Origin of the sequence: Streptomyces sp. GbtcB6 (assembly GCF_019091475.1) — a bacterium.
Lineage (GTDB): Bacteria > Actinomycetota > Actinomycetes > Streptomycetales > Streptomycetaceae > Streptomyces > Streptomyces hyaluromycini.
In genome coordinates, this window is the sequence record NZ_JAGXJL010000022.1 from 22,824 (window position 1) to 32,650 (window position 9,827).

The window sequence follows — 9,827 nt, forward strand, 5'->3', positions numbered from 1 at the left end:
GAAGACGGGGGACACATGCCCGAGCAGCCGGCGCCGCCGACACCGGACGCCCAGGACACCGCCGTACCCGCACCGCACCGCCCCGCCGCCCCGGCCGCCCACGCCGTCCCCGCCGCCCGCCGTACCGGCTTCCTGCTGGTCCTGGTCCTCGGCGGGCTCACCGCGACGCCCCCGCTGGCGATGGACATGTACCTCCCCTCCCTGCCGGAGGTCACCCGCTCCCTGGGCGCCCCCGCCGCGACCGTCCAGCTCACCCTCACCGCCTGCCTCGCCGGCATGGCCCTCGGCCAGCTGGTCGTCGGCCCGATGAGCGACCGCTGGGGCCGCCGCCGCCCGCTGCTCACCGGCCTCGCCGTCTACGTGCTCGCCACCGCCCTGTGCGCCGTCGCGCCGAACGTCGAGACCCTGGTCGCCTTCCGCCTCGCCCAGGGCCTCGCGGGCGCGGCCGGCATCGTCATCGCGCGAGCCGTCGTCCGCGACCTCTACGACGGGGTCGCCATGGCCCGCTTCTTCTCCACCCTGATGCTGGTCTCCGGGGTCGCCCCGGTCGTCGCCCCGCTGATCGGCGGGCAGATCCTGCGGGTGACGGACTGGCGGGGCGTGTTCGTCGTCCTCACGGTCGTCGGAGCGCTGCTCGCCGCGCTGGTCTGGGTGCGGCTCCCGGAGACCCTTCCGCCGCCCGCCCGGCACGCCGGGGGAGCGGCCGGGGCCGTCCGCGCCATGCGCGCCCTCCTCGCCGACCTCCCCTTCACCGGCTACATGCTCGCGGGCGGCTTCGCCTTCGCCGCGCTGTTCGCATACATCGCTGCCTCGCCCTTCGTGATTCAGGAAATCTATGGCGCCTCCCCGCAGACCTTCTCCCTCCTCTTCGGCCTCAACTCGGTCGGCCTGGTGATCGCCGGGCAGGTCAACGGGAAGGTGCTGGTCGGCCGGGTCAGCCTGGACAAGGTGCTGGGCGCGGGCCTGGTCGTCACCGTGCTCGCCGCGACCGCGCTGCTCCTCATGTCGGCCGGGGTCTTCGGCCCGGTCGGCCTCGCCCCGGTCGCCGCCGCCCTCTTCGTCCTGATGTCCGCGATGGGCCTCACCCTCCCCAACGCCCAGTCCCTCGCCCTGCTGCGGACCCGGCACGCCGCCGGGTCCGCGTCCGCGCTGCTCGGGACCTCCTCGTTCCTCGTCGGCGCGGTCGCCTCGCCGCTGGTCGGGATCGCCGGGGAGAGAACCGCAGTGCCCATGGCGATCGTCCAACTGGCGGGGACACTGGTGGCGCTGGCCTGCTTCGTGGGAATGTGCCGTCCCTGGGCAGCACGTGGGAACACCCGTGCGAGGGCGGAGGGAGTGGAGAGCTGAGCGTACCGAGACTGCGCGTCGACACACCGGAACGGGCCGGTCTCGACCCCGCGGAACTCAGACACCTCGTCCGCGAGGTGCGCGGCCTCACCACCGGTGACCGGCCCTGGGCGGCCGGGGTCGTCGTGGTCGCCGGACGCGGACCCGTGATCGCCGTGCAGGAGACGGCCGGCTGGGCCGTGCGCTGTTCCGCGTACGACCCCGCGACCGACGCCGGTGTCGAACTCCTGCCCGCCGCCAGAGTCCCGACGACCGTCGGCACCCCCTTCGACCTGGCCTCCCTCACCAAACTGTTCACCGCGGTCGCCGCCGTACAGCAGCTGGAGCGCGGCACCCTCGGCATCGACGCCCGCGTCGGCGCCTACCTCCCCGACTTCCACGGGGCCGCCGCGCACGGCATCACCGTCCGCCAGCTCCTCACCCACACCTCCGGCCTGCGCCCCGAACTCCCGCTGTACGACTGCCCCGACGACGCGGCCCGCCTCGACCTGCTGCGCGCGGAGGTCCCGAGCAGCGCACCCGGCGCCTACAGCTACTCGGACCTCAACCCGCTCCTCCTCCAGCACGTCCTGGAGCGGATCACCGGCCGCCCCCTCGACGTCCTCGTCCGTGACGGCATCACCCGTCCGCTCGGCATGACCGCCACCGACTTCGGTCCCTGCCCGGGGGCGGCGGCCACCGAGGACCAGCGGCGGCCGTGGGCCAAGGCGGACCGGGGGATGCTGCGGGGCGTCGTGCACGACGAGAACGCCTGGGCGCTGGGCGGGGTGGCGGGGCACGCCGGCCTCTTCTCCACCGCCCGGGACCTGGCGATCTTCTGCCGCGCGCTGCTCTCGGGCGGCGCGTACGGCCCCGCACGCATCCTCGGCCCCGACTTCGTGGACCTGCTGCTGGCCCCGCCCGGCCTGGGCTTCCTGGTGGACCAGCCGTGGTTCATGGGCGAGCTGGCGGGAAACGGTGCGGCGGGCCATACCGGCTTCACCGGGACGAGCCTGGTGCTGGACCGGGCGACGGACACGTTCCTGGTGCTGCTGGCCAACACGGTGCATCCGCACCGCCGCCCCGGCGACAGCGCTCCGCGGGCGGCCGCGGCGACCCGCCTCGCCAGGGCTGTCCATACAATCGCCGGGTGAGTCACCCCACCCACCCCACCCCACCGGCCGACCGGCTCCGCGCCACCCTCTCCGACCTCCTCGACGGTCTGCCCCCGAAGCAGGCCGCCGGAGCCGTCGAGCGGCTGATCGCCAACTACCGCGGGGCCACCCCCACCGACGCGCCGATCCTGCGGGACCGGGCGGACGTGGTGGCGTACGCGGCGTACCGGATGCCGGCGACCTTCGAGGCGGTACGGTCCGCGCTGGCGGCGTTCGCCGACGCGGTGCCGGAGGGATGGGTGCCGGGGAGCCATGTGGACGTCGGCGGCGGGACGGGCGCGGCGACCTGGGCGGTGACCGACACCTGGGAGGGCGCGCGGCCGGTGACGGTCCTCGACTGGGCCGAGCCGGCGCTGGCCCTCGGCCGGGAGATCGCCGCGGCGAACCCGGCCCTGCGGGAGGCATCGTGGCAGCGCTCTCGGATCGGAGCGGCGCTCACCATCGAGAGCACTGATCTCGTCACGGTGTCGTACGTCCTCAACGAGCTCGACGAGGCCGGCCGCGCCGCCCTCGTCGACGCCGCCGCGGCCGCCGCGCAGGCCGTCGTGCTCGTCGAGGCGGGCACGCCCGCCGGCTACGCCCGGATCATCGAGGCCCGGGACCGCCTGATCGCCGCCGGCTTCCATGTCGCCGCCCCCTGCCCGCACAGCGCCCGCTGCCCGATCGTCCCCGGCACGGACTGGTGCCACTTCTCCGCCCGGGTCAGCCGCTCCTCCCTGCACCGCCAGGTCAAGGGCGGATCACTGCCCTACGAGGACGAGAAGTTCAGCTACGTGGCCGCCACCCGCTTCCCGCCCGCCCCGGCACCGGCCCGGGTGGTCCGGCACCCCCAGATCCGCAAGGGCCAGGTCCTGCTCGACCTGTGCGAGACCGACGAGCAGCTCCGCCGCACGACGGTCACCAAACGCCACGGCGACCTGTACAAGGCGGCCCGGGACGCGGACTGGGGGGACGCGTGGCCGCCGTTCGGCACCCAGGAGTGAACCCCTCTAGCGCCCGCAACCCCCTATCGCTTTCGGAGTGCATCTAACTCTCGTAATGCCCTCTCACCCTTGTGAGACACTCTCGCCCGTCGTACCCCCCTTCGCACCCAGTTGGCCCCATAAGGCATCCTGGCCGCACCACAGCGAGGCGAGGCGATAGATGAGCGCGACGTTCGGCGGCCCGAGCGGACGGCAGGGCAAACTCTCCCGGTGGCTCCGCGGACGCCGCCCGAAGGAGGCGGCCGCCGCCGGCGACGCGGGCCGTGCCGACCTGCTGCTCGCCGCCGCCACGGCGGGCCTCCCGCTGGCCCCCGCCGCGCACCCCGCCCCCGGCTACGGCTGCTCCTGCGACCGCGTCGGCTGTCCCACCCCGGCCCGGCACCCGGTGTCGTTCGCGTGGCAGACGCAGTCCACCACCGACCGCGCCCAGATCGAGCGCTGGGCCCGGCACCAGCCGCAGGCCAACTTCATCACCGCGACCGGCATGACCCACGACGTCCTGGACGTGCCCCTGGAGGCCGGCCGGCAGGCGCTGGAACGGCTGCTCGCGAACGGCGTCGAGGTCGGTCCCGTCGCCGAGAGCGACGACGGCCGCATGCTCTTCTTCACCCTCACCCGCGGCACCCCCGAGGACGAGGACGAGTGGTGGCCCTGCGCGCTGGACTGCCACCCCGAGACCATGGACGAGCACCCGGGCCTGCGCTGGCACTGCCGGGGCTCCTACGTCCTCGTACCGCCCGCCCGGCTGCCCGGCGACGACGACCGCCGGGTGCACTGGGTACGCGGCCCCGAGCACGAGCTCCCCGACCCGCTGAGCCTGCTGGAGATCCTCACCGACGCGTGCGCCCGGTACGCGGGCGAAGAGGCCGACCAGGTGGGCGCGGCCTGGTAGGCGCGCCGTGGGAAGCGCCGGGTCGTCGGTCGGCTGCGGCGCCGTCGTGGCTGGTCGCGCCCACGCGGCGGTAGCCGCATGTCGGATACGGCCCCGCGCCCCTTCGGGGGCGCTGTTTTCGGGGCGCTGTTCAGGAACCCTGTGCCGAGGTCAGGCCCTGGATGCGCCCCAGCACCGAGACCTTCCCGGTGCCCGCCGGGTCCAGCGCGACCTGGTTGGAGACGAACTGCATCGTCAGCGACTGCTTGATCTCGCCCTTGGTGAGCGCCTTGACGTCCTGGTTCGGTGTCGGCACGGAGGTGCCGGCGGCCGCGGTCTGCTTGGCGTAGTAGCGGGTGGTGAAGAACACCATCGCCCCGCCGTCGGCGGTCCGCAGCGCGAGCGGCGCGTAGTCGCCGTTGGTCAGCGGCTCGTCGATGTACTGGGTCGCGAGGCCCGGCTTGGTCGACTTCTTGCGGTCCGTGCGCCAGCCGCTGGTGTGCGCGCCGTCCGCGAAGACGGTGCCGCCGCTCTTCAGGTACGTGGCGTAGTCCTGGCTCAAGTCGCCGGGGGAGGCGGCCAGTTGGGCGCTGTTCGCCGGTACGGCCTCGGCCCAGCCGTCCTTGTCGGTGGTGAACTTCGGTACGGCGTCCGGCGCGACCAGCGTCAGATACGCCACCTGGAACGGCTCGGAGAGGCTGTTGCGGGTGAAGACCAGCAGCCAGCGTTCGTCGCCGCCCTTGTTCCCGTGCGCGTCCGCGACGAACCAGCGCGGCCAGCCGGCCTTCTTCGGGATGGTGTACGTGACGTCGTCGAACTCCAGTGGCGAGTGGCCGGAGTTGCCGCCCGGGCTGTTGACGTGCCCGGCCTTCAGACGCGCGGAGTCGATGTCGGCGAGGGCGCCGGTCGTGTAGTCCGCGTCCAGGGAGCCGTCGTAGGCCTTGTCGGCCTTGTTGTAGGCGTCCGTGAACTGCCGCAGCGCCTTGGCGGCCTCGGCGCGGGTGGTGGCGGGGAGCACCTCGCGCTCCCCGTGCACCACCACGCAGCCGCTCGCCGTCAGCGACATGGCGGTCAGCGAGACCGCCATGAGCGCGTTCCGATCACGCCGGCGGAGCCTGCGGAGCCGTCGAGGGCCGCGATCCCTGGTCGTCAGGTGCGTCATCAGGTGCCTTCACCTTCCCCTTCCCGGAGCCGAACCCTACCGGGGCGAAGAAGAGTACGAGCGTCGGGATCAGGTACAGCAGCCACACCGTGACCTGGAGCACGGTCGGGTCCGGCTGGAAGTTGAAGACGCCCTTCAGCAGCGTCCCGTACCAGCTGTCCGGCGGGATGGTGCCGCTGATGTCGAAGGCCTGGTTGGTCAGGCCCGGGATCCAGTCGGCCTCCTGGAGGTCGTGGAAGCCGTAGGCCAGGACGCCCGCCGCGACCACGACCAGCATGCCGCCGGTCCAGGTGAAGAACTTGGCGAGGTTGATCCGCAGGGCACCCCGGTAGAACAGCCAGCCGAGGAACACGGCGCTGGCCAGGCCGAGTGCCACGCCGACCAGGGGGCGCGGGGTGCCGTCGCTCGCCGCGTGCACGGACGCCCACACGAACAGCGCGGTCTCGAGCCCCTCGCGGCCGACGGCCAGGAACGCGGTGGCGACCAGCGCACCCGTGCCCATCGCGAGCGCCGCGTCCAGCTTGCCGTGCAGCTCCGCCTTCAGGTGCCGGGCGGTGCGCCGCATCCAGAACACCATCCACGTCACCAGGCCCACCGCGACGACCGACAGCGACCCGCCGAGCGCCTCCTGCGCCTGGAACGTCAGTTCCTGGGAACCGAATTCGAGCGCGCACCCGAAGCCCATGGCGATCAGCACCGCCACCGCGATGCCGATCCAGATCGGCTTCAGGGCGTCCGTGCGCCCGGTCTTGACCAGATAGGCGATGAGGATGCAGACGACGAGCGACGCCTCAAGGCCTTCCCGCAGCCCGATCAGATAGTTGGAGAACACGGTTCACGCCCCCTCGGAGGATTCGGAGAACAGCGTCCGGCCCCACCAGTCGTCCTTGTCCCGGACGCCGGGCGGGACCGCGAAGACCGCCGAACCCACGTGCTGGATGTACTCGTTGAGCGCGTCGGACGCGGACAGCCTGCGCTGGAGCGGGATGAACCCCTTGCGGACGTCACGCATGTAGGCCAGGAAGAACAGCCCGGCGTCGAGCCGCCCGAGCCCGTCCGTCCCGTCGGTGAAGGAGTAGCCCCGGCGCAGGATGGTGATCCCGTTGTTGGAGTCCGGGTGTGCGAGCCGCACATGGGCATCGGGCTTCATGGCCTTCAGGAACGGCGCGTCGTGCTCCTTGGCCTTGCCGACCGGGGCGCCCTCGCCCTTGTCCCGCCCGAAGACGTCCTCCTGCTCCTGGAGCGAAGTCCGGTCCCAGGTCTCGATGTTCATGCGGATCCGCCGCGCGACGAGATACGACCCGCCGGTCATCCACCCCGACCCGTCACCGTCTCCCGCCCACACGAACTTCTTCAGGCGGTCGGTCTCGGTCCCCGCGATGTTGCGGGTGCCGTCCTTGAACCCCATGAGATTGCGGGGCGTCTGCGCGTCCGGGGTCGTCGACGAGGTCTTCCCGAAGCCGAGCTGGGACCAGCGGATGGCGACCTTGCCGAAGCCGATCCGGGCGAGGTTGCGGATGGCGTGCACGGCGACCTGCGGATCGTCGGCACAGGCCTGGACGCACAGATCGCCGCCGGTGCGGGACGAGTCGAGGTTGTCGCCGGGGAACCCGGGCAGATCGACGAGCGCGGCCGGCCGCTGCCCGCCGAGCCCGAACTTCTCGAAGAGGGACGGCCCGAAGCCGATCGTCAGCGTCAGCCGGGACGGCTTGAGCCCGAGGGCCTCACCGGTGTCGTCCGGCGGCGCCTCGGCCAGCCCGCCGTACGCGCCCTCGCCGACCGCCTTGCCCGCGGTCATCCGCCGGGCCGCGGCCGTCCAGTCCTTCAGCAGCTGTACGAACTCGGCCCGGTCGTCGGTCTTCACGTCGAACGCGGCGAAGTGCAGCCGGTCCTGGACGGGTGTGGCGATCCCGGCCTGGTGGGCGCCGTGGAACGGGACGGCGGCACCGGTGTCGGCGGCGACCGGGTCGACGTCGTCGCCGGCCTCGGTCATCGCCACCGCGCCGCCGGCCACGGCGGCCCCGAGCGCCAGCCCGGCCCCGCCCCAGCCGATCAGCGACCGACGCGACGGATTGGTGTTCTCACCCATGCCCAGCCCCCTACTTCACCACGGCCGCGGCGAGCTTCGACAGCGGCTCCGCGAGGGCGTTGACCGCGTCCGACAGCTCCTTGCGCTGCGCCTCGGTGACCGTGTCGTACGAGACGAAGCCGTCGGACGTCTTGTCCGTGCGGTACTTGTCGAGGAGCGTGTCCAGCGCGGCGAACTGCTTGTCGAGTTCGCCGGTGAGCGCCGCGTCGTTCTTCTGGGCGACCGGCTTGAGCAGCTCGTACGCCTTCTGCGCGCCGTCGACGTTGGCCTTGAAGTCGCTCAGGTCGGTGTGCGAGTAGCGGTCCTCCTCGCCGGTGACCTTGCCGGTGGCGACCTCGTCGAGGAGTTCCTTGGCGCCGTTGGCCATGGAGGTCGGGGTGATCTCGGCCTTGCCGACCCGCTTCTGCCAGTCCTTCAGATCGGCGAGCAGTTCATCGGCGAGGGCCTGCTGCTCGGCGCCGGCCTTCTTGTCCACCCACAGCGCCTTCTCCAGCGCGTGCCAGCCGGTCCACTTCTGGCCCTTCTCCAGGTCGTTGACGCGGGTGTCGGTCTTGGGGTCGATGTCCCCGAACGACTCGGCGATCGGCTCGGTGGTCTCCCAGCCGACCCGGGAGGGGGCGTAGGCGTCCTTGGCGGCCTCGATGTTCCCCGCCTTGATGGCGTTGACGAACGTCTCCACCTTCGGGATCGTCGCGTCGGCCTGCTCCTGCGCGTACTCGCGGTAGGCGGCGACGGCCGCGTCCAGCTTCGGGTCGCGCTTGGCGACCGTTCCGCCGGTGACGGTCAGCTTCTGCCGCACGCCGTGCCCCTTCATCCCGGGCCGGCAGGCTATTTCGTACGAGCCCGCCTTCACCTCGGCGGTCAGCGTGTACTTCGTCCCCGGGCCGATGTTCTCCTTCTCCGACACGATCCGGTCGTCCGGGAAGAGGATCTCGACCTCGGTGGCCTTGGAGCCCTTGTTCTCGATGGCGAGCGTGACGTGTCCCGCCGGGACCGACTTCGTCGACGTCTCGCACTTGGAGTCGGCGGCGGTGACCTGGATCGCGTCGTCGCCCTTGGCGTCGCTCTTCGCCGTGCAGGCCGAGAGGGCGGTCAAGGCGGCCACGGTGGCGGCGGCGGTGACGGTGAGTCGGACGGCACGCATGCAGGCTCCAAGCGAGGGTGGTGTGGTGAGGCTGGCCTAACTTACCCGAGGCTTACCTTACTCATACCCGTCCGGGTGGTGATTCATCGGCCACAGAAAGATCACAGGCACGGCTTGATATCGACGACCAAAAACAAACGCCAAGGAATGGCAAAGGGAAGGTCAAGGGGTGCGCTTCGGTGTGACGACGGCAACTCCCGTCCGTGGATGCGGAAACACCTCGACCGGCTGGTCGTACACCTCCGACAGCAACCGCTCCTCGAACACCTCGGCGGGCGGGCCGTCGGCGGCGACACGACCGGCGCACAGGATCGCGACCCGGTGCGCGTAGGCGGCGGCGAGGGAGAGGTCGTGCAGCACCACGACCACCGCGTCACCGGCGTGCGCCCTCTCCCGGCAGAGCCGCAGCACCAGTTCCTGGTGCTTGAGGTCGAGCGCGGCGGTCGGTTCGTCGAGCAGCAGCAGGGGCGTGCGCTGCGCGAGCACCCGGGCGAGAGCGACCCGGGCCCGCTCGCCGCCGCTGAGCGCGGAGAACGGCCGCTCGGCGAAGGCCGTGACCTCGGTGGCCGCCATCGCCTCGGCGACGGCGAGTTCGTCCTCGCCGGGTGCGGAGTCGGTGTGCGGCGCCCGCCCCATCCGCACCACACCCGCCACCGTGAACGGAAAGGACAGCGCGGCCGACTGCGGCAGCACCGCCCGCCGGAGAGCGAGTTCCCCGGCGGACCACTCCGTGGCGGGCCGGCCGAAGAGGCGAACGACTCCGGCGCCGGGCGCCACGTCGCCGGCGAGCGCGGCCAGAAGAGTGGACTTCCCGGCCCCGTTGGGCCCGACGAGGCAGAGGACTTCCCCGGCGCGGGCGACGACGTCAACACCGGCGAGGACGGCCCGATCACCAAGCCGGACACACAGCCCCTCACCCTCGGCAAGAACCTCACCGGCGACGGGGGAAGAAGGAGGGCCGGCATTCGTCCGGAGAAGTCTCATGGGTCAAGCCCTTCTGATCAGCCGACTGAGGCCGATCGGCCACCGCCGGACAACACCGCCGTGGCGGGAAGAGAGTGAGTGGCGGAGGCGTGT

Annotated in this window: 9 protein-coding genes; 4 read left to right on the plus strand and 5 right to left on the minus strand. The window is 72.2% G+C overall.

Annotated features, from left to right (window positions below):
• The first annotated feature begins 15 nt into the window (after nucleotides 1-15).
• The 4 genes from KVT45_RS31755 to KVT45_RS31770 all read left to right on the plus strand — a co-directional run bounded on the left by KVT45_RS31755 (nucleotide 16) and on the right by KVT45_RS31770 (nucleotide 4,376).
• Nucleotides 16-1,347: a multidrug effflux MFS transporter gene (locus tag KVT45_RS31755; RefSeq protein ID WP_217552588.1), complete on the plus strand. Its 1,332-nt coding sequence runs from the start codon at nucleotides 16-18 to the stop codon at nucleotides 1,345-1,347.
• Nucleotides 1,287-2,480, plus strand: coding sequence for a serine hydrolase (locus KVT45_RS31760; RefSeq protein WP_217552589.1), 1,194 nt, complete (start codon nucleotides 1,287-1,289; stop codon nucleotides 2,478-2,480). The genes KVT45_RS31755 and KVT45_RS31760 overlap by 61 nt, the downstream gene beginning before the upstream one ends.
• Nucleotides 2,477-3,484, plus strand: a complete 1,008-nt coding sequence (locus KVT45_RS31765; RefSeq protein ID WP_217552590.1) for a small ribosomal subunit Rsm22 family protein — start codon at nucleotides 2,477-2,479, stop codon at nucleotides 3,482-3,484. Before KVT45_RS31760 ends, KVT45_RS31765 begins: the two co-directional genes overlap by 4 nt.
• A gap of 160 nt (nucleotides 3,485-3,644) precedes the next feature.
• Nucleotides 3,645-4,376 (plus strand): bifunctional DNA primase/polymerase, encoded by a 732-nt coding sequence (locus KVT45_RS31770; protein ID WP_217552591.1) that lies wholly within the window; start codon nucleotides 3,645-3,647, stop codon nucleotides 4,374-4,376.
• A 130-nt stretch (nucleotides 4,377-4,506) separates the two neighbouring features.
• Here KVT45_RS31770 and KVT45_RS31775 read toward each other — a convergent pair whose 3' ends face one another.
• The 5 genes from KVT45_RS31775 to KVT45_RS31795 form a co-directional block, all read right to left on the minus strand.
• Nucleotides 4,507-5,442 carry a hypothetical protein gene (locus KVT45_RS31775; RefSeq protein WP_254647641.1) on the minus strand — a complete coding sequence of 312 codons (936 nt, stop codon included), beginning with the start codon at nucleotides 5,440-5,442 and terminating at the stop codon, nucleotides 4,507-4,509.
• 13 nt (nucleotides 5,443-5,455) lie between these two features.
• On the minus strand, nucleotides 5,456-6,349 hold the full coding sequence (gene efeU, locus KVT45_RS31780) for an iron uptake transporter permease EfeU (RefSeq protein WP_217552593.1): 894 nt from the start codon (nucleotides 6,347-6,349) through the stop codon (nucleotides 5,456-5,458).
• Between the two features lie 3 nt (nucleotides 6,350-6,352).
• Complete coding sequence (gene efeB, locus KVT45_RS31785; RefSeq protein ID WP_217552594.1) at nucleotides 6,353-7,606, minus strand: iron uptake transporter deferrochelatase/peroxidase subunit; 1,254 nt, start codon at nucleotides 7,604-7,606, stop codon at nucleotides 6,353-6,355.
• Nucleotides 7,607-7,616: 10 nt separating this feature from the next.
• On the minus strand, nucleotides 7,617-8,750 hold the full coding sequence (gene efeO / locus KVT45_RS31790; RefSeq protein WP_217552595.1) for an iron uptake system protein EfeO: 1,134 nt from the start codon (nucleotides 8,748-8,750) through the stop codon (nucleotides 7,617-7,619).
• 162 nt (nucleotides 8,751-8,912) lie between these two features.
• Nucleotides 8,913-9,734 (minus strand): heme ABC transporter ATP-binding protein, encoded by an 822-nt coding sequence (locus tag KVT45_RS31795; RefSeq protein WP_217552596.1) that lies wholly within the window; start codon nucleotides 9,732-9,734, stop codon nucleotides 8,913-8,915.
• Nucleotides 9,735-9,827 lie beyond the last annotated feature (93 nt).

Bases quoted from the DNA above. Each gene is read 5' to 3' on its own strand.
- KVT45_RS31795 (WP_217552596.1), bottom strand. From the start codon at position 9,734: ATGAGACTTCTCCGGACGAATGCCGGCCCTCCTTCTTCCCCCGTCGCC.
- KVT45_RS31775 (WP_254647641.1), bottom strand. From the start codon at position 5,442: ATGGCGGTCTCGCTGACCGCCATGTCGCTGACGGCGAGCGGCTGCGTG.
- KVT45_RS31755 (WP_217552588.1), top strand. From the start codon at position 16: ATGCCCGAGCAGCCGGCGCCGCCGACACCGGACGCCCAGGACACCGCC.
- efeB (WP_217552594.1), bottom strand. From the start codon at position 7,606: ATGGGTGAGAACACCAATCCGTCGCGTCGGTCGCTGATCGGCTGGGGC.
- KVT45_RS31770 (WP_217552591.1), top strand. From the start codon at position 3,645: ATGAGCGCGACGTTCGGCGGCCCGAGCGGACGGCAGGGCAAACTCTCC.
- efeO (WP_217552595.1), bottom strand. From the start codon at position 8,750: ATGCGTGCCGTCCGACTCACCGTCACCGCCGCCGCCACCGTGGCCGCC.